18 protein-coding genes are annotated in these 16,050 nt (G+C 71.5%); 6 read left to right on the top strand and 12 right to left on the bottom strand.

Translation table 11 applies throughout. The annotated features are described in order from the left end of the window. Positions 1–86: 86 nt before the first annotated feature. The 3 genes from ACFYS8_RS22280 to ACFYS8_RS22270 form a co-directional block, all read right to left on the bottom strand. Positions 87–1,727, bottom strand: coding sequence for an isovaleryl-CoA dehydrogenase (locus ACFYS8_RS22280; protein ID WP_387643267.1), 1,641 nt, complete (start codon positions 1,725–1,727; stop codon positions 87–89). Then, positions 1,727–2,323 carry a TetR/AcrR family transcriptional regulator gene (locus tag ACFYS8_RS22275; protein ID WP_387643265.1) on the bottom strand — a complete coding sequence of 199 codons (597 nt, stop codon included), beginning with the start codon at positions 2,321–2,323 and terminating at the stop codon, positions 1,727–1,729. Before ACFYS8_RS22275 ends, ACFYS8_RS22280 begins: the two co-directional genes overlap by 1 nt. A gap of 155 nt (positions 2,324–2,478) precedes the next feature. Next, positions 2,479–3,105, bottom strand: coding sequence for a TetR/AcrR family transcriptional regulator (locus ACFYS8_RS22270; protein WP_387643264.1), 627 nt, complete (start codon positions 3,103–3,105; stop codon positions 2,479–2,481). A gap of 66 nt (positions 3,106–3,171) precedes the next feature. Here ACFYS8_RS22270 and ACFYS8_RS22265 point away from each other — a divergent pair, with 66 nt between their 5' ends. After that, entirely contained in the window at positions 3,172–4,590 is a 1,419-nt protein-coding gene (locus ACFYS8_RS22265; RefSeq protein WP_387643262.1) for an aldehyde dehydrogenase family protein, read from the top strand. 66 nt (positions 4,591–4,656) lie between these two features. Here the strand turns inward: ACFYS8_RS22265 and ACFYS8_RS22260 are convergent, their stop codons facing one another. Further along, positions 4,657–5,472, bottom strand: a complete 816-nt coding sequence (locus tag ACFYS8_RS22260) for a serine protease (protein WP_387643260.1) — start codon at positions 5,470–5,472, stop codon at positions 4,657–4,659. A gap of 131 nt (positions 5,473–5,603) precedes the next feature. Continuing rightward, the gene (locus ACFYS8_RS22255) at positions 5,604–6,224 is read right to left on the bottom strand and encodes a TetR family transcriptional regulator (protein ID WP_387643850.1); all 621 of its coding nucleotides are present in this window, start codon (positions 6,222–6,224) and stop codon (positions 5,604–5,606) included. Positions 6,225–6,385: 161 nt separating this feature from the next. Between ACFYS8_RS22255 and ACFYS8_RS22250 the strand changes: the two genes are divergently transcribed. The 3 genes from ACFYS8_RS22250 to ACFYS8_RS22240 all read left to right on the top strand — a co-directional run bounded on the left by ACFYS8_RS22250 (position 6,386) and on the right by ACFYS8_RS22240 (position 7,593). Then, complete coding sequence (locus ACFYS8_RS22250; RefSeq protein ID WP_387643258.1) at positions 6,386–6,538, top strand: hypothetical protein; 153 nt, start codon at positions 6,386–6,388, stop codon at positions 6,536–6,538. Between the two features lie 16 nt (positions 6,539–6,554). Further along, entirely contained in the window at positions 6,555–6,818 is a 264-nt protein-coding gene (locus tag ACFYS8_RS22245; RefSeq protein ID WP_387643257.1) for a DUF4190 domain-containing protein, read from the top strand. 124 nt (positions 6,819–6,942) lie between these two features. Beyond that, positions 6,943–7,593, top strand: a complete 651-nt coding sequence (locus ACFYS8_RS22240) for an NAD(P)-dependent oxidoreductase (protein WP_387643255.1) — start codon at positions 6,943–6,945, stop codon at positions 7,591–7,593. Between the two features lie 174 nt (positions 7,594–7,767). Here ACFYS8_RS22240 and ACFYS8_RS22235 read toward each other — a convergent pair whose 3' ends face one another. Continuing rightward, positions 7,768–9,333 carry an APC family permease gene (locus ACFYS8_RS22235; protein ID WP_387643254.1) on the bottom strand — a complete coding sequence of 522 codons (1,566 nt, stop codon included), beginning with the start codon at positions 9,331–9,333 and terminating at the stop codon, positions 7,768–7,770. A gap of 339 nt (positions 9,334–9,672) precedes the next feature. Between ACFYS8_RS22235 and ACFYS8_RS22230 the strand changes: the two genes are divergently transcribed. Beyond that, a complete protein-coding gene (locus ACFYS8_RS22230) occupies positions 9,673–11,019 on the top strand; it encodes an acyltransferase (RefSeq protein ID WP_387643253.1) in 1,347 nt (448 codons plus the stop codon). Positions 11,020–11,097: 78 nt separating this feature from the next. Here ACFYS8_RS22230 and ACFYS8_RS22225 read toward each other — a convergent pair whose 3' ends face one another. From ACFYS8_RS22225 to ACFYS8_RS22215, 3 genes are read right to left on the bottom strand one after another with little or no spacing between them, the layout of a single operon-like run. Continuing rightward, a complete protein-coding gene (locus tag ACFYS8_RS22225; protein WP_387643251.1) occupies positions 11,098–11,664 on the bottom strand; it encodes a class IV adenylate cyclase in 567 nt (188 codons plus the stop codon). Next, positions 11,661–12,008: a DUF6193 family natural product biosynthesis protein gene (locus ACFYS8_RS22220; protein WP_387643249.1), complete on the bottom strand. Its 348-nt coding sequence runs from the start codon at positions 12,006–12,008 to the stop codon at positions 11,661–11,663. The genes ACFYS8_RS22225 and ACFYS8_RS22220 overlap by 4 nt, the downstream gene beginning before the upstream one ends. After that, positions 12,008–12,580, bottom strand: coding sequence for a flavoprotein (locus ACFYS8_RS22215; RefSeq protein ID WP_387643248.1), 573 nt, complete (start codon positions 12,578–12,580; stop codon positions 12,008–12,010). The genes ACFYS8_RS22220 and ACFYS8_RS22215 overlap by 1 nt, the downstream gene beginning before the upstream one ends. 343 nt (positions 12,581–12,923) lie before the next feature. Between ACFYS8_RS22215 and ACFYS8_RS22210 the strand changes: the two genes are divergently transcribed. After that, positions 12,924–13,679 carry an SDR family NAD(P)-dependent oxidoreductase gene (locus tag ACFYS8_RS22210; protein WP_387643247.1) on the top strand — a complete coding sequence of 252 codons (756 nt, stop codon included), beginning with the start codon at positions 12,924–12,926 and terminating at the stop codon, positions 13,677–13,679. 96 nt (positions 13,680–13,775) lie between these two features. Here ACFYS8_RS22210 and ACFYS8_RS22205 read toward each other — a convergent pair whose 3' ends face one another. From ACFYS8_RS22205 to ACFYS8_RS22195, 3 genes are all read right to left on the bottom strand, one after another. Next, positions 13,776–14,243 (bottom strand): NUDIX hydrolase, encoded by a 468-nt coding sequence (locus ACFYS8_RS22205; RefSeq protein ID WP_387643245.1) that lies wholly within the window; start codon positions 14,241–14,243, stop codon positions 13,776–13,778. A gap of 125 nt (positions 14,244–14,368) precedes the next feature. After that, positions 14,369–14,695: a hypothetical protein gene (locus tag ACFYS8_RS22200; RefSeq protein ID WP_387643243.1), complete on the bottom strand. Its 327-nt coding sequence runs from the start codon at positions 14,693–14,695 to the stop codon at positions 14,369–14,371. Positions 14,696–14,795: 100 nt separating this feature from the next. Continuing rightward, on the bottom strand, positions 14,796–15,407 hold the full coding sequence (locus tag ACFYS8_RS22195) for a class I SAM-dependent methyltransferase (RefSeq protein ID WP_387643242.1): 612 nt from the start codon (positions 15,405–15,407) through the stop codon (positions 14,796–14,798). Positions 15,408–16,050: the final 643 nt, after the last annotated feature.

The following is a 16,050-nucleotide window of genomic DNA, read 5'->3' as shown; positions in this document are numbered from 1 at the left end:
CCGGCGCAACCCTTCAACCCACGGAACGAGATCGTCCGCCACGCTAGCAGCGCTTATCCGGGGCCCTTCCGGGCCCCGGACCGGAATCACGCGCCGGTGGGGAGCGACGGGATCCGGGCGAGGATCGCCGCCGTGTCGACGCCGGTGGGCAGGGTGCCGTAGGCCAGGCCGGAGTGGCCGGCGAGGCGGGTGGTGGTGAAGGCCTCGGCCACCGCGGGGTCGCCGTGGCGGAGCAGCGCGGAGGCCTGGAGGGTGAGGGCGAGGCGTTCGACCAGGTGGCGGGTGCGGTACTCGAGGTGGTCGGGGTCGGCGAGGTCCTTGCGGAGGTCGGCGACGGCGGTGTCGAAGTGCGGGTCGAGTCCGCTCGCGGCGTCGAGCTCGTCGAACACGGCGGCCACCGATTCGGGCTGGCGGGCCATCGCGCGCAGCGCGTCGAGGGCGGCGACGTTGCCGGAGCCCTCCCAGATCGACACCAGCGGGGCCTCGCGGTAGAGCCGGGGCATGCCGGACTCCTCGACGTAGCCGTTGCCGCCCAGGCATTCCAGGGCCTCGGCGGCGTGCCCGGGGCCGCGCTTGCACACCCAGTACTTGGCGACGGCCAGGCCGAGGCGGCGGAACCGGACCTCCTGCTGGTCGCCGGCCAGGGCGCGGTCGGTGGCCTCGGCGAGGCGCATGGCGATCGCGGTGGCGGCCTCCGACTCGACGACCAGGTCGGCGAGGACGTTGCGCATCAGCGGCTGCTCGACCAGCGGCTTGCCGAACGCGTGCCGGTGGCTCGCGTGGTGCAGGGCGCGCAGCGCGCCGTAGCGCATCGCGGAGGCGGCGCCGATGGTGCAGTCCAGCCGGGTCATGTTGACCATCTCGATGATGGTCCGCACGCCGCGGCCCTCCTCGCCGACCAGCCAGCCCACCGCGTCCTCGTACTCGATCTCGGAGGAGGCGTTGGACTTGTTGCCGAGCTTGTCCTTGAGTCGCTGCAGGCGCAGCGCGTTGCGGCTGCCGTCGGGCAGGACGCGCGGCAGCACGAAGCAGGAGAGTCCGCCGGGGGCCTGGGCGAGCGTCAGGAACAGGTCGGACATCGGGGCGGAGGTGAACCACTTGTGGCCGACCAGCCGGTACGTGCCGTCGCCGACGGGGACGGCACGGGTGGTGTTGGTGCGGACGTCGGAGCCGCCCTGCTTCTCGGTCATCGACATGCCGGCGATCAGCCCGCGCTTGCCGTGCGGCTCGCGCAGCCCGAAGTCGTACTCGCGGGCGGCCAGCAACGGCTCGTAGGCGGCGGCGAGTTCGGGGCTGGTGCGCAGGGCGGGGACGGAGGCGTACGTCATCGAGATCGGGCAGGTGTGTCCGGCCTCGACCTGGCCCCAGACGTAGAACTTGGCGGCGCGGGCGGTGTGCGCGCCGGGCCGCTCGTCCTGCCAGGGCGCGGCGTGCAGGCCGTGCTCGACCGCGGTGCGCATCAACTCGTGCCAGTACGGGTGGAATTCGACCTCGTCGATGCGGTGGCCGTAGCGGTCGTGGGTGCGCAGCACCGGCGGGTTGTCGTTGGCGAGCCGGGCCCAGTCGGCGGCCTGCTCGGTGCCGGCCAGGCGGCCGAGGGCATGCAGTTCGTCGGTGGCCCAGCCGGCGCCGGCCCGGTGCAGGGCGGCCAGCAGGGTGGGGTCCTCGGCGACGTCGTGGCCGAACGGGTCGGGGACCTGGTTGGTGACCTCGTGAGTGCTTGCCATCAGTGCCCTCCCAGGGCGCGCAGGGTGAAGGTGACGAGCTCGGGCAGTACGGTCTCCGGCGGCTGTCCGTCGGTGAGCGGGCCGACCAGTGCCTCGCCGACCGCGCCGACGATCGCGGCGGCGGTCAGTTCGGCGCGCTGGCCGGGGAGTTGACCGTTCGCCACGGCCTGATCAATGCGTCCGGCGATCAGGTCCCGGAACGCCCGCCGGAACACCAGGCGTTCGGCTTCGACCACCCGGTCCGCGGGTTCGGCGAGCAGCGCGTACGCCAGCCGGGGCGACTTCAGAGCACGGGCGGCGAAGGTGGCGACCACCGCGGCGACACCGTCCAGCGGGTCGCCGGCCCGTTCGGCGGCCTCGGTGACGGCGGCGATCTCCCGGCCGCAGACGGTGCGGAACAGGGTGACGGCGAGGTCGGCCTTGCCGTCGAAGTGCTGGTACATGCTGCCGGTCGCGATGCCGGCCCGATCGGCGACGGCCGCCATCGAACACCCGGCGTACCCGCGCTCGGCGAGCAGGGCGACGGCGGCCCGCAGGACGGCCTCGCGCTGACCGTCGAGCCGGGCCTGGACGGCGGCGGTGCGTCGGTAGGCCACGCAAAGAATTGAAGCACCGATTCAGTGCTTCAGGAAGAACTCGGGCGGGCCCCGGCATTTTGAACGCGTTCACTTTTCGCTACGCTCGCCCCCACCAGCAGCAATAGGATGATCAACGGGGCGCTGAGCGTTCCGCCGTTTCCGGTCCCCGCCTTTCACCGCCCCCCGACGGCCCGCAACGCGAACGGCAGGAAACGGTCAGCCGCCGCCTGCGCCGTCGCCGCATCCACCTGATCCGGCCGCGGCATCAGCAGAAAGCGGCTCATCAGCGGCCCCACCACCACCGCCCCGAGCACGTCCACCTCCAAAACCGGCGCGATCTCACCGCGCTCCACAGCCCGCCGAACCGCCTCGACAACCCGCCGGTGCACCGGCTCCAGGAACGCGGTGGTGAGCGCGTCCGCCAACGCGACGTTCTGCGCCGCCTCGCCCACCAGCGCCTGCATCAGGCGCCCGGCCTCACCCGTGAGCGCGGCGGCCTTGTCGCGCAGCAGGACCCGCAGGTCACCCTCCAGCGTGCCGGTGTCGGGCTGGGCGTGGATGTCCTCGACGTGGGTCGCGGCGGCGGCGATCACCAACTCGTCCTTGGAGGACCAGCGCCGGTAGAGCGTGGCAGTGGAGACCCCCGCACGGGCGGCCACCGCGGCGGTGGTCAGCGCGCCGTAGCCGTTCTCGGCGAGGACGGCCAGGGTGGCGTCCAGGATGGCCCGGTCGCGTGCGGCGTCGCGGGGGCGGCCCCGGCGCGGGCCGTCCTGGGTGGCGGGGGGTGCGATGCGGGTCATGCGCCCCAGCCTACGGGTGAACCCAAAACGAAACGAAAACACTTCGTTTCGTTTATGCTCGGCAACATGAACGCTCCCACCGGCGTTTCCACGCCCACCGACACCGCCCAGCAGGCCGACGCGGCAGCGACCGTCGCCCGCCTGAACGCCACTTTCGCCACCGGCCGGACCAGGCCGCTCGCCTGGCGCAAGGCCCAACTCCGGGCGCTGCGCGACCTGTTGGTCGAGCAGGAGGAGACGTTCGCGGCCGCTCTCAAGGCCGATCTCGGCAAGAGCCCGACCGAGGCGTACGTCACCGAGATCGGGTTCACCGTCAAGGAGATCGACCACACGCTGCGCCATCTCGGCCGCTGGCTGCGCCCGCGCCGGGTCGCGGTGCCGCTCGCGCTGGCGCCCGCCCGGGCCCGGACGGTGCGCGAGCCGCTGGGTACGGTGCTGGTGATCAGCCCGTGGAACTACCCGCTGCAGCTGGCGCTGGCCCCGCTGGTCGGCGCGATCGCGGCGGGCAACTGCGTGGTGGTCAAGCCCTCCGAGCTCGCCCCGGCGACCTCCGCGGCGCTCGCGCACTGGCTGCCGCAGGTCCTCGACCCGCAGGCCGTGGCCGTGGTCGAGGGCGGCGTCCCGGAGACGACCGCTCTGCTGGAGCAGCGCTTCGACCACATCTTCTACACCGGCAACGGAGCGGTCGGCCGGATCGTGATGACCGCCGCCGCCCGCCATCTCACCCCGGTCACGCTGGAGTTGGGCGGCAAGAGCCCGGCGGTCGTCGAGCCCGGCGCCGATCTGGCCGCGGCGGCCCGCCGGATCGCCTGGGGCAAGTTCATGAACGCCGGCCAGACCTGCGTCGCCCCCGACTACGTCCTCGCGATCGGCGACGCCGCGCCCGCGCTGGAGACCGAACTGGCCGCCGCCGTGACGGAGATGTACGGCGAGGACCCGGCCGGCAGCGCGGACTACGGACGGATCGTCAACGAGCGCCACTTCGAGCGGCTGACGGCGCTGCTGGCCGACGGCCGGACCGTCACCGGCGGCGGGCACGACCGCGCCACCCGCTACCTCGCCCCGACCGTGCTGGCCGACGTCGACCCGGACGCGCCGGTGATGCGCGAGGAGATCTTCGGCCCCGTCCTGCCGATCGTCCGGGTGCCCGACCTGGACGCCGCGATCGCGTTCATCACCGCCCGGGACAAGCCGCTGGCGCTGTACGCCTTCACCGCCTCCGCGCACACCCGGCGCCGGCTGACCGCCGAAACGTCCTCGGGGGCGCTGGCCTTCGGCGTCCCGAACGCCCATCTGTCCGTCCCCGGGCTGCCGTTCGGCGGCGTCGGCGAGAGCGGCCAGGGCGGGTACCACGGCCGGTACTCGATGGAGACGTTCAGCCACACCAAGGCGGTGCTGTCCAAGCCGCTGGCGCTGGACACCCTGCGGCTCGCCTACCCGCCGTTCACCGCCGCGAAGTCCCGGCTGCTGCGCCGCTTCCTGTAGGACGCCGCGGAACGCGCGCAGCCACCCGCGGAGGGGACCCGGGTGGCTGCGCGCGTTCGGGCCCGGCTACGGGCGGGGCAGCACGCAGCCTGCCCGGGTCAGGTCGAGCACGTTGCCCGGGGCGAAGCAGTTCGGGATGGTGTAGGTCTCCTGGGCGTAGCCGATGCCGGGGTGTATGGTCACCGCGCCGTTCTGGTCCACCTCGCACGGGTTGTTGAGCGTGCAGGTCTGGCCGTCCTCGTTGCTGGTGTTGTTCACTCCGACGACCTGGCCGGTGTTGACGTCGACCACCGGGGAACCGGAGGTGCCGCCGATGATGTTGCAGCCGGAGGTGTAGCGCAGCGAGTCCTGGAAGGTCCAGCTGCTCTCCTTGAGGCGGTAGGCGAAGCCGTCCACGTTGCAGGAGTAGATGGTCTTCCAGTAGCCGGAGGGCACCTTGATCGAGCTGCCTGCCACCGGATGGGTGTTGGACATGGTCAGCGGCGAGATCCCGTAGGTGTTCTTGATGCTCGCGTAACTGGTGGTCAGCCGGTAGATGGTGACGTCGGTGTCGGTCATCGTCGAGTAGACGACCCGGTTGGCGCGCACCGTGCCGAGGCTGCTGCCGCTGCCGCTGAGCAAGGTGAAGCTGCGGGTGGACGCCTTGTTGGTGATCACCTGGCCGGGGGCCGGCATGCCGGATTCCAGGCAGTGGCCGTTGGTCAGGATCAGTCCGGGGTCGGTGTCCACGGAGTTGGGCATCCGGATCAGCGAGCCGGAACAGTTGCTGAGCGCGACCGTCCCGGCCAGGTTGACGGTGACGGCGGACGCGGGGGTGGCGGTGACCAGGGCGGTCCCGGCGAGCAGAACGGTGCCGAGCGCGCCGATGAGCGGCTTCTTCATGGGGGTTGCCTCTCAGGGATGCGGGGTCCCACTGGGGTTCCCTTAAATTGGCGCGCCCATGACACTATGTCAAGAGTGACCGCACCCCCGGATTTCCCTCAAGACGGCGCCAACCCGCCGTCAACTCACCTTCAACTCGCCTTCCAATGACGGCTTCCCAGCGTGATCAGCCGCAGCTGCGTGCGCACCGTGTCCGCGATCGCGACCCGCTCGGCGGGATCGGCCTCGACCAGCGCCAGCGCCGTGCCGACCATCCGGTCCACGTACAGTTCGGCCAGCATCCGGCGCTCACTCGGCGACCAGTCCACGAGCTCCGGCCGCGGCGCCAGCAGCTCGGCCAACTCCTCCGCGAAGTGCCTCAGTTCGGCACCGACCGCGTCCCGCACCGGCTTCACCCCGCCGTGCCGCTCGCGGGCCAGGAAACGGATGTACGCGGCATGCTCGGCCACGTGCGCGTCGATCACCTCGACCGAACGGTCGATCAACTGCTCCGGATCGCCACTGCCCACGAACACCGCGCGGACCATCTCGTGCAGGTTGGCCAGCGACTCCCGCACCAGCACCACGCCCAGTTCGGCCAGGTCGGCGAAGTGCCGGTAGAAGCCCGCCGGGGAGAGCCCGGCCGCCCGCGTCACCTCGCGCACGCCGAGGCCGCTCAGGTTCTGCCCCTCCAGCAGGGCGAGGGCCGCATCCAGCAGGGCGCGGCGGCTGGCCTGCTTCTGGGCCTGACGGACGCCGGGGGCGGGGGTCATGGTCACGGCGCTCAGTAAACAACTGTTTGCCGAAAATCTCCAGCCCCGCTACAGTGCTGACGGGGTTTCAGCGAACAGTTGTTAGCCGAAACGCCGCATCGTCCCGTCGTCGCGTCGTCGCAGTGTCGATGCACCGAAGCACCCGAACCGGAGAGGCCGCCATGCTGCTCCTCGCCCTGCTCGCCCTCGGCCTGCTCGCCGGGGCCGCCGCCCACCTGCCCGGGCCGGTCGCCCTCGCCGCGGCCGGCGCCGTCGCCACCTGGCTGCTGCTGTTCGGCGCCCGCGAGCAGCTCACCCGCACCCGCCGCCACTGACCCCGGAGCGCCCGCCATGTCCGCCCAGCACACCATCCGCCCCGCCGCCCCGGAAGCCGACCAGCTGGCCGTCGCCTCGTTCGTGCTCGGCCTGCTCGGACTGCTGCTGTTCAACCTGGTCCTCGGCCCGATCGCCGTCACCCTCGCCGCCCTCGCCCTCCACCGCGGCACCGCCCGCCCCCACCGGGCCCGCCTCGGCCTGGTCCTCGGCCTCGCCGACCTGGCCGTCCTCGCCGCCACCCTGGCCACCGGCCACGGCACCCTGTTCCGCCTGGGCTGAGCAGCGCAGCCAGCGGGGGTGTCCGTTTTTCACCACGGCCTGTCGGCCCGGTACCTCGCCGACCGGCAACGGCCCGCCGTACGGTCGAGCAGCAGACCGAAAACGGCAACGAGGAGACACCCCCATGAGCACCATCACCCTGTACGGCGCCACCGGCACCATCGGCTCCCGCGTACTGGCCGAGGCGCTGCGCCGCGGCCACACCGTCACCGCCGTGGTCCGCGACCCGGCAAAGCTGACGGTCACCCACCCGGCGCTGACGGTGGCGGCCGGAGACGTGCTGGACCCGGCCTCGGTCGCCGAGCACGCCAAGGGGTCGGCCGTGGTGGTCAGCGCGGTCGGCGGCGGCGACGGGCCGGGCCACCAGGCCCTGATCGCCCCGTCCGCCGAATCCCTGGTGGCGGGCCTGCGCACGCTGGGCACCGACACCCCGCGACTGATCGCGGTGGGCGGCGCCGGCTCGCTCCGCACCCCCGACGGCAAGCAGGTCTGGGACACCGAGGGCCTGCCCGAGTTCCTGCTCCAGATCATGCACGCCCACGGCGACGCGCTGGACTTCCTCCGCACCGTCACCGACCTGCGCTGGACCAGCCTCTCCCCCGCCGCCACCATCGCCCCCGGCGAGCGCACCGGCACCTACCGCGAGGGCCTGGAGGACCTGCTGATCGGCACCGACGGCGAGAGCCGCATCTCCACCGAGGACTACGCGGTGGCCCTGGTGGACGAGATCGAGCGGCCGAAGCACATCGGCGAGCGCTTCACCGTCGCGTACTGAGGGTGGCGAACCAGGGGCGCTGGGGGTACCCCCAGCGAAGCGAGGGGGCGGAACTGCGCGAAGCGGAAGGACCCGACCGCAAGATCGCGACGCAGGACAATGACCTGCGCTTGACCGCGACCTTGCGGGCGTGCGCTCCTTGCTCGCGCAGTTCCCCGCGCCCCTGGTTTCGCTCTACTCCGGGATCACCAGGGCCGGAGTGTCACGCGTAAGCACCTCGCCGCGGAAGAACGCGGGGCTGCGCCGCGTCATCACGGCCATCACGACCAGGCCGAGCGCCAGCAGGCCCGCGCCGACCACGAAGACGCTGCCGATGCCGAACACCGAGCTGCCGCTGCCGTAGGACGGGTTGATCATGTCGACCAGCGACTTGCTGAAGATCGCGGCCAGCGTGAGGCCACCGATCAGCGGGAAGACCACCTTGAGCACCGCGTCGCGGACCGAGTTGCGGAAGTCGCCGCGGAAGTACCAGGCGCAGGCGAACGCGGTCAGCGAGTAGTAGAAGCAGATCATCAGCGTCAGCGCAGCGATGGTGTCGGCCAGCACGTGCGAGCTGACCATGGTCATCACGGTGTAGAACGCGCCGGTGCCGACACCGGCGGTGATGATCGCCCGGCCCGGCGTCTTGTAGCGCTCGTTGACCTCGGTGAAGGAGGACGGCAGCGCCTCGTACACGCTCATCGCCAGCACGGTGCGGCTGACCGGGATGAAGGTGGTCTGCAGGCTGGCGGAGGCGGAGGCCAGCACGGCGACGAACAGCATCACGCCGAGGGCCGGGCCCATCACCGGGCCGGCCAGCACGGCGAGCACGTTGGAGGAGGTCTCCGGGTTGCCGAGGCCGGTGCCGGTGGTGCCGACGCCCGCGTACATCTGCACCGCGACGGCGGTGAACAGGTAGGAGCCGACCAGGACCACCATGGCGAGCATCGCGGCCCGGCCGGGGGTCTTCTCGCTGCCGCCGGTCTCCTCGTTGGCGCTCAGCGAGGCGTCCCAGCCCCAGTACATGAACAGCGAGAGCGACAGACCGGCCACGAACGCGGTGAAGGAGCTGGCCTCGAACGGATTGAACCAGCTCCAGGAGAAGTGCAGCGACCCGGCATCGCCGTTGCCGGTGGCCTTGACGATCGCCATCACGCCGAACACGGCGAGGACGACCAGTTGAAGACCCACCAGGGCGTATTGGACGCCCTTGGTGGCGGTCATGCCGCGGTAGCTGATCATGGTCGCGATCGCGATCAGCCCCAGGCAGGTGACCACGTGCACCAGCTTGTTGTCGTTGAGCGCGGCGACCGAGTCACTGCGGGTGATCTCACCGAGCAGCAGGTACAGGTACTCGGTGGCGACGCCCGCGAGGTTGGACAGCACGATGATCGTGGCGATCACCAGGCCCCAGCCGCACATCCAGCCGATCTTCGGGCCGAACGCCTTCACCGTCCAGGTGAAGGAGGTGCCACTGTCGGGGATCGCCTTGTTCAGCTCCCGGTAGGCGAAGGCCACCAGCAGCATCGGCAGGAAGCCGGCCAGGAAGAGCGCCGGCATCTGCAGGCCGACGGCGGCCACGGTGGTGCCCAGCGTCGTCGTCAGGCAGTACACCGGGGCGACCGTGGAGACGCCGATCACGGCGTTGCCGAGCAGACCTATCGAGTTGCTGTTGAGGCCCTTGGAGCGGACGCCGCCAGGGGCGTCCGAGCCGGTGGCGACGTCGGCGCCGGCTCCCGGGCGATTGTCGAGCTGAACCATGCGGGAACCGTAACCCCCACTGTTTCCGCAGCAGACCACGGCAGAAGCCCGCCGTTCACCTGCGTTTCGTCAGCTGATAGGCTCAATTTTCGTCGATTGCATGATCCTTTAGCGGCTAACGCCTTCGTTTCACCCCTGTAAACGGCGTATTAACCCGGGACGAAAACCGCAGCTCACCACCTTTCGACCCTTTCGGGCATCGGTATGAGAAACGACACATACCTGCCCGGGATCGGAACCGGCCGCCCGGACGACGCGTCAGCGACCGTTCGGGCACCTCTGGTTTCCCCCACCCGCAGGCCCCTATGGTTCCTCCGTCACTCCAGGGAGGGGACCGGTATGACCGGCACGCCGACGTCCGACGCCGAAATCCGCACCGTCCGGGCCGGCCGCCCCGGACCCGGGCCCGTCCGCTGCTCCGTCGGCGACCTGCTGCTCGCCGACCTCCCCGTCTCCGTGGTCCTCTTCCACGACCGTCCGCTCGACGCCGACGCCCTCGCCGACGGCCTCGCCCGCGCCCTCGCCCGGCTCCCCGAGTTCGCCGGCCGCCTGCGCACCACCGCCGACGGCGACCTCTGCATCGACACCGACGACACCGGCGTCTCCTTCACCGTCGCCGACTCCCCCCACACCCTCACCGAGGCCTTCGACCGGATGGCGCTGCCCGCGAACGGCCTGGTCGACCACGTCCGCGCCACCGAAGCCCGCCGGACCCGCCTGCCGCTGCTCACCGTCCGACTCACCCGCCTCGCCGACGGCACCGGCGCCCTCGGCATCTCCTGGCACCACGCCGTCGGCGACATGCACACCTTCGCCCTGCTGCTGCGCACCTGGTCCGCCTGCACCGAAGGCACCGAGCCGCCCGCACTCTCCCCCACCGCCGACCGCGAACTCCAGCTCGACGCCCACCTCCCCGCCGAGGACAGCGGAGTCCCCTCCCTCCGGCTGCCCGACCCCGCCGAGGCCGCCGAACTGCAACGCACCATCGCCGCCGCCGGCCTCGCCAACCGCACCGTGCAGATCTGGTTCGCCCCCGCCGAGCTCCAGCGCCTGCGCGCCGCACTCACCGCCGAGGCCGGCCGCCCGCTCTCCACCAACGACGCGCTCTGCGCCCACCTGCTGCACGTCCTGCGCGAACTCGACGGCCACCAGGACGCCGAACAGACCCTCACCCTCCCCGTCAACCTGCGCCGCCCCCTCGGCCTCCCCGACGGCGCCCTCGGCAACCTGCTCGGCGAGATCCGGCTGCCCTGGCGGCCCGGCACCACCCCCGCCCGCTACGCCACCGAGCTGCGCACCGCCGTCGAGGACTTCACCACCCGGCACCTCTCCCTGCGGAGCAACCAGCGCTTCCTCCAGCGCATCGGCCGCGACCGGATCACCGACTGCGTCCCCGCCGGCTTCGACCCCGCCCGCCGCACCCTCACCATCTCCAGCTGGTGCCGCCTCGGCCTGCACGACCTCCCCCTGGCCGGCCACCGCCCGATCGCCTTCAGTCCCGCCGCCACCCTCCAGCTCCCCTGGAGTTCCTGGCTGGTCGAGGGCCCCGGCGGCGAGGGCCTGCTCTGGACACTCGTGCTGCCGGCCCGCCTCGCGGCGAAGCTGCGCGGCGCGTCCGCCATGCTGCACCCCTACCGCGACGCCTCCGACTCCCCTCCTACTGTCGGCCCGCGCAAGCTGCTCTGACTCGCGTCACTCCCTCACCGCGCCGTGCGGGACGGGCAGACCGCCCGGGTCAAGAAGCGCAAGCTGCTCCGACTCGCGTCATTCCCTCACCCTGGCGACGGCGTCCGTGTACAGCTCGGTGGTCAGCTCCGCGTCCACGACCCCGAGCCGGCGCAGCGCACGGCGGACGGCAGCCAGCGCGGACGGCAGCTCCGCCGCATCCGCCGCCGGGGTCTCCACCTCCAGGAACACCCCGGCCAGCTCCGGCACCTCCACCACCGTGGCCAGCAGCGGGCGGCCGTCCTCGGTCAGCTTCCAGTTCCGGCACCGCTCCTCGAAGGCGATGGTCTCCACCAGCCCGCTGCCGCGCAGGATCGCCCGCAACGCCACCGGATCGGCCACCAGCGTCTCGGTCTCCGGCTTCGAGCCCGACACCGCGTCCACCGCCGCACCCTTGTACGTCAGCACCGTCCGCGTCCCGGCCGCCCCCGTCACCGTCCGCACCCGCAGCTCGGCACCGACCGCCCCCAACTCCCCACCGGGCCGATCGAAGTACACGTCCCGGTACAACTCCACCCGCCCCGCCACCCCGGCCGCCGCTGTCAGCCGCGCCACCAACTCCGCCGGCTCCCGCACCCGGGCCTTCAGCTCCGCCTCGATCGTCATCGGCCGATCAGCTCCAGCAGACGTGCCAGCGCCTCGGCCGGATCGGTCGTCTCCAGCACCGTCTCCGCCCCCTGCCACGCCGGCGCGGCCAGGACCCGGTAGCCGCCCTGCCAGGCGGCGACAGCCGGGAACGCGTCCTTCCTGGCGTCACGGAAGTCCTGGCTGGTCGACAGATGCAACTCGTTCATCCCCGTCCACGGCCAGAACTCCGCCAGCCTCGGCTCGGCGAGAGCCAGCCGCAGCAGGTCGCCCATCGACGTCCCGATCCAGCCGTGATCCCTCGCCGGACCCCAGCACTCCGCCAGGGCCGTCCACGCCGCACAGCGTTCCTCCTTCTCCTCCATCAGTCGCTGCTTTCCTGCCCGCCCAGCACCCGCTCCACCGCCCGCAGCGCGGCGTCCCACGGGAACGGGAGGGCGTCGCCGGTGCCCGGCTCGTTCGGGACGAAACCGTCCTCGCCGAGCAGGACGTGCACGCCCGCCTCGCGCAGCGTCGCCACGCTGCGGGCGAACTGGGGGTGCGCGGCGAGCGCGGTGTTCACGCACGGCATGACCAGCACCGGGATGCCCTTGCCGAGCGCCTCCGCCGCGTAACCGACCACCCAGGACGTGGTGAGACCGAGCGCCAGGCTGTTGAAGGAGTTGAACGTCGCCGGGGCGAACAGCACCACGTCCGGCACCGGCAGCACATCCGGCTGGCCCGGCCACCGGTACGCCGACTTCACCGGGTACCCCGTCAACTCCTCCAGCCCCGGCACCCGCGCCTCCAGCCACCCCCGCGCCGTCGGCGTCAGCCCGACCGCCACCTCCCAGCCCCGCCCCCGCGCCTCCCGAACCACCTCCGGCAGCCCGAAAACCGCCCCCGCCGCCGCCCCGAACAGATACACCACCGGCCGCCCGGCCCCACCAGTCTCCATCCCCCCATGCAACCGGCCCACCACCCACCGGCGCCAGGGCCCGTCTTCAAACTCGCGCCGTCCGGCCGGGACCTACCGCGGAGGCCGAGCTGACCGACGTTGACCAGCTCGGCGCGCGGTGCTGGACGGCGGCGGTCCGCCCGCCGAGCTGCCCCTTGGTCCACGTGGCTGCCGATCCGGCAGGCGGACCGAAATGGACCGGCAGCCAGGGACGGGCCGTACTTCCGGGGTGTACGGAGTCGTCGTTGAAGATTGAACGTGACGTCTGAATACCGCCGGACCCGCAAGGCGTTCCGATCTTGGATTGAGCGTGTCCAAGACCGGAACAAGGAGCTTTGCGGAGATGACGATGAACGGTGTGACGGCGCTCGACGGCAAGGTGGCGCTGGTGACGGGCGGCAGCCGGGGGATCGGGGCGGCGGTCGCGCTGCGGCTGGCCGAGGACGGCGCAGACGTGGCGCTGACCTACCAGGGCTCGGCCGAGTTGGCCGAGGAGGTGGTCGCCAAGATCACCGCGATGGGGCGGAGCGGCTGGGCCGTCCGCGCGGACAGCGCAGACCCGGAGGCGGTGTGCGGCGCGGTGACGGCGGTCGCCGAGCGGTTCACGCGGCTGGACATCCTGGTGAACAACGCGGGTGTCGGCGCCGTCGGACCAATCGAGGCGGTGACGTGCGACCAGATCGACCGGGTGCTGGCAGTGAACGTTCGCGCGCCCTACCTCTATGCCCAGGCGGCGCTGCAGTACCTGGTGGAGGGCGGACGGATCGTGAGCATCGGCAGCTGCATCGCCCAGCGGGTGGCCTTCCCCGGAAGCGCGCTCTACGCGACCAGCAAGGCCGCTCTGATCGGCTTCACCAAGGGCATGGCCCGGGAGCTCGGCCCGCACGGGATCACCGTCAATCTGGTCCACCCGGGCCCGATCGACACCGACATGAACCCGGGCGACGGCGACTCCGCCGACTTCCAGCGTGGCTTCACCGCGCTCGGCCGCTACGGCACGGCGGCGGAGGTCGCGGACGCCGTCTCATACCTGGCCGGCGAGAGCGCCCGATACGTCACAGGCGCGGAGCTGGCGGTGGACGGTGGCTTCGCAGTCTGAGCCGAACCCGGACCGGACGGTCGACTCACTGGCCGAACTCGCCGACCTGATCATCCGTCAGCGCGACTGACCCGTGGCGGTTCGTCATATCCGGAATCAGCGAACGACCGGGAACCGCCCCGACCGCCAGTCTGACAGGCGCTTGCGGATGCTGGGCACCATCGGCAGGCTGTCGGTCTGCTCGGACGTGAACCAGGCCACCTCGAACGACTCGGCGGAGAGTCGGAGTTGACCGCCGGTCGGCCGTCCGAGCAGGCAGATGCTGAACTCCTGGCGGACCTCGCCGTCGTCGTAGGCGAAGACGTGCCCGGGGTTGGTGTAGGTGCCGACGATCCCGGTGATCTCGATGTCGAGGCCGGTCTCCTCCCGGGTCTCCCGGATGCCGCACCCGGCCAGGGACTCTCCGACGTCCATCCGGCCGCCGGGGAGGGCCCACATGCCGTTGTCGGTGCGGCGCTGGAGCAGCACCCGACCGTCCTCGCCGACGACCACGACGCTTGCCGCCGGGACGAGGCTGTTGGCCTTCGGTGCGTTCGGATCGTCCTCGTAGTCCCGCCTCGGCACGGGCCACCTCCGTCGTCGGGGTCGTCCACACGTTACGGCCGCGCGCCCGGAGTTCGTCGGGGTGTGCGGCGAATCGGCCGAAAACACCATGCCCCGGGGCCGCCGCCCGGCGAGAGCCTGCGCGGTCACGGCTCCCGGGGCAGGGTCCAGGCCGGGGAGTCGGCGGGCGGCGGCGGTGTGATCAGCCAGGTGCTGCGGTCGGGGTTCTCTTCCCAGTACGGCACCGTCCCGCCCTGGTCCAAGCCGTCGTGGTAATACATGCCGTAAGCCCAGTAGTCGGCGTCCTCGTGGCACATCAGGTCGGGATAGGGATCGAACGTCCGGTGACCCCAGGCACGGTTCACCCGGGCCACGGCCTCGGCCCGGGAGATGCCGAAGGTCTGGAGCACGTCGGCGATCTGGGAGAAGAACTCCAGCATCTCCTCGTCCGCCCTCATGAGGAACTCACTCACCGTCCGCGCCCTCCTGGTAGGTCCACCGAATGCAAAAGGCCCCTCCACCGGCCGGCCGTCCAGTCTACGGTTCGGCCTGGCGGGAACCGCCCGAGCGGCGTCAGGCGTCGATCGGACGCAGGACCGCGTAGTACGCGAACGGCGGACCGTACAGCCGGGTGACCCGCAGCCCGGCACCCTCCGCCAGGCTGATCAGCGAGGACGGCCGGATCTGGTGCCTGTCGAAGAACTCGCCGACCACCAGCCGCCCGAACGGCTTCAGCACCCGGCGCAGCTCGGCCAGCGTACGCGCCGGATCCGAGATCTCGCCCAGCGCCGTCACCACGTAAGCCGCGTCGAACGAGCCATCCGCAAAAGGAAGTTCATGTGCGTCGGCGCAGTTCGGCACGATGTTGTCGACGCCCTGCTCCTTGGCCCGGCGGCCCACGTGGTCGAGCATCTCCTGCTGGATGTCCACGATGTCCAGCTGGCCGTTCGGGCCCAGCTGCGGTGCGACGTGCAGCGACTGCAGGCCGGTTCCGGGGCCTATCTCCAGGATCCTCTCGCCCTCCCGGGCCTGCAGCACGTGGTCCAATCGCTTCAGAGTCAGGAACGGCAGCGGCAGGTCGAGCAGCCAGCGCTGGGAGTACGGGTACGGCGCGGAGTCGGTGAACCACCAGGTGGCGACGGCGGCGGCAGCACCCGCGCCGATCAATGTCCGCGAATTCCTCATAATTCCTCCCCAAATATCCGATTGGGCCATCGGAGCATCCCCGATGGTCAATCAGTTGTGTTTGTGTGCAATCCGTTTGGGCCGGCGCAGACTCTGTCGGCAGTCGACCCGAGCGGGCCGGACGAACCGCCCGTGTACCGCCGTTGCGGCAGGCCGGGGCCTTCCCGAAGCGGACCGGACCGCAAGCGCCGATCTCGTCACGAGCTCTTCCGCTCAGCGGCCCGGCCGAGGGAAGGTCCGGGTCGCGAGAACCGCGCAGGCCACCGCCAGCGGCAACTCGACGAAGACCGCCATCAGCACCGCCGGCTTGAAGCAGCAGGGGGGACGTCGAAGCGGCCGCGGCCTTCGGAAGGATCCGCGGGACACCGGAGCCCGGACCGGCGTCCACGCGGGCCAGAGGGAACGAATGAACGCCGGTCAGCTGAGTGCTCGCCATGACCTTTGGCTCCCTCCCGTGCCCGCCCCTCGGGCACGACATCAGCATGTCGTTCGCGCGCGCCCGAGGCAGTAGCGCTCCTATCCGACTTGCTGGTGGTGCTGGGTACACCTCCCGCATCCGGCGAAACCGAGCCAGGCCGCGTGGTTGCGGTGCGGCGAAGGCGGTGAAGAGACGTTGGATCTCACCGCGGACTGGAGGTCTCCT

Source organism: Kitasatospora sp. NPDC004615 (assembly GCF_042873545.1).
Taxonomy (GTDB): domain Bacteria; phylum Actinomycetota; class Actinomycetes; order Streptomycetales; family Streptomycetaceae; genus Kitasatospora.
Note: the sequence above shows the minus strand (reverse complement) of the source record. Positions and strands in the feature narration are given on the sequence as shown.

Excerpts from the sequence above, each read along its gene's own strand:
- ACFYS8_RS22220 (WP_387643249.1), bottom strand. The coding sequence starts at position 12,008 with ATGGAGGAGAAGGAGGAACGCTGTGCGGCGTGGACGGCCCTGGCGGAG.
- ACFYS8_RS22250 (WP_387643258.1), top strand. The coding sequence starts at position 6,386 with ATGCTGCTCCTCGCCCTGCTCGCCCTCGGCCTGCTCGCCGGGGCCGCC.
- ACFYS8_RS22210 (WP_387643247.1), top strand. The coding sequence starts at position 12,924 with ATGACGATGAACGGTGTGACGGCGCTCGACGGCAAGGTGGCGCTGGTG.
- ACFYS8_RS22245 (WP_387643257.1), top strand. The coding sequence starts at position 6,555 with ATGTCCGCCCAGCACACCATCCGCCCCGCCGCCCCGGAAGCCGACCAG.
- ACFYS8_RS22195 (WP_387643242.1), bottom strand. The coding sequence starts at position 15,407 with ATGAGGAATTCGCGGACATTGATCGGCGCGGGTGCTGCCGCCGCCGTC.
- ACFYS8_RS22270 (WP_387643264.1), bottom strand. The coding sequence starts at position 3,105 with ATGACCCGCATCGCACCCCCCGCCACCCAGGACGGCCCGCGCCGGGGC.
- ACFYS8_RS22225 (WP_387643251.1), bottom strand. The coding sequence starts at position 11,664 with ATGACGATCGAGGCGGAGCTGAAGGCCCGGGTGCGGGAGCCGGCGGAG.
- ACFYS8_RS22235 (WP_387643254.1), bottom strand. The coding sequence starts at position 9,333 with ATGGTTCAGCTCGACAATCGCCCGGGAGCCGGCGCCGACGTCGCCACC.
- ACFYS8_RS22215 (WP_387643248.1), bottom strand. The coding sequence starts at position 12,580 with ATGGAGACTGGTGGGGCCGGGCGGCCGGTGGTGTATCTGTTCGGGGCG.
- ACFYS8_RS22265 (WP_387643262.1), top strand. The coding sequence starts at position 3,172 with ATGAACGCTCCCACCGGCGTTTCCACGCCCACCGACACCGCCCAGCAG.
- ACFYS8_RS22240 (WP_387643255.1), top strand. The coding sequence starts at position 6,943 with ATGAGCACCATCACCCTGTACGGCGCCACCGGCACCATCGGCTCCCGC.
- ACFYS8_RS22280 (WP_387643267.1), bottom strand. The coding sequence starts at position 1,727 with ATGGCAAGCACTCACGAGGTCACCAACCAGGTCCCCGACCCGTTCGGC.
- ACFYS8_RS22255 (WP_387643850.1), bottom strand. The coding sequence starts at position 6,224 with ATGACCCCCGCCCCCGGCGTCCGTCAGGCCCAGAAGCAGGCCAGCCGC.
- ACFYS8_RS22260 (WP_387643260.1), bottom strand. The coding sequence starts at position 5,472 with ATGAAGAAGCCGCTCATCGGCGCGCTCGGCACCGTTCTGCTCGCCGGG.
- ACFYS8_RS22230 (WP_387643253.1), top strand. The coding sequence starts at position 9,673 with ATGACCGGCACGCCGACGTCCGACGCCGAAATCCGCACCGTCCGGGCC.